Raw genomic sequence first — 1,030 nt, forward strand, 5'->3', positions numbered from 1 at the left:
TTCATTTCCTCATCGAACGCATCCAGATAGATGTTCGCTATGAGCGGGCTTATTACCCCGCCTTGCGGACTGCCTGTTTCTGTCTGCTGCCAATGTCCATCTACCATCACCCCACTTTGTAAGAACTGAGCAATGAGACTCAGCACGCTACCATCACGAACCCGTCTTTTAATACTCTTAATGATAAGCGTATGGTCCAGCTTATCGAAGCACTTCGACAGGTCCATGTCCACCACGTGTCGCCGTCCGTATCGACGGATGAACATCGTGGCTTTATTGATGGCATCGTGACAGCTCCGCTTCGGTCTATAACCAAAGCTTGATGGATGGAACTGCTCTTCGAAGATGGGGGTAAGGAGGTCATTCAAGCATTGTTGAACCACTCTATCCCTGACTGTTGGGATACCCAATAGACGCTCACCGCCCCCGTCTTTCGGGATAATGACCCGCCTTACCGGTTGCGGTTGGTAGCGTTTGGTTTTGAGTTCAAGAAGAAGCTGCGATAGTTCATTATCCAGATTTGAGGCAAACGCGCTCAGGCTCTGCCCATCTATTCCGGCCGCACCTTTCGCTTTGAATACCTTTTTAAACCCTTTGAACAGCCTCGCTTTATTAAGCAGGTGACCGTACAAACTATAATAAACCCGCATACTTCCTCTCGAAGATAGTGTGCTGTGTGGGGGCCGATACTTTCTCTTCGCGTTGGTCTATTTCACATGGTGGTAGAGCGTGCTAGCCCAATGGCAATCTACTCAACGTTCCCACATTACTCCCATGTACCGTTTCGTAGCCAGTCCGTCGCTTCCGCGACAAACCAAGTACGAAGACGTCGATTGCGAGTCGATTCGTGTACCACTGAAAAAAAAACATCTGCTCATCACAGACTGACTATGTACTTCCGCCCTTCGCCATCCCTATCAGCTTTTGGCTAATAGTGACGCCATCAAACACAATGCTGATGGTCAGCTCGGTTTTACCCTCCACACCATTACTGGCTTTCACAGGCCGAACTTTACTCACTACTACGGCT

At 49.2% G+C, this 1,030-nt stretch carries 1 protein-coding gene; it reads right to left on the reverse strand.

All coding sequences use genetic code 11. From position 1 onward, the window contains the following. Positions 1-650 (reverse strand): reverse transcriptase domain-containing protein (locus tag NO989_RS21830; protein ID WP_371343197.1); only part of this gene is annotated, 650 nt, incomplete at its 3' end. Positions 651-1,030: the final 380 nt, after the last annotated feature.

The organism is Alteromonas sp. DY56-G5, assembly GCF_041414725.1.
Classification (GTDB): domain Bacteria; phylum Pseudomonadota; class Gammaproteobacteria; order Enterobacterales; family Alteromonadaceae; genus Alteromonas; species Alteromonas macleodii.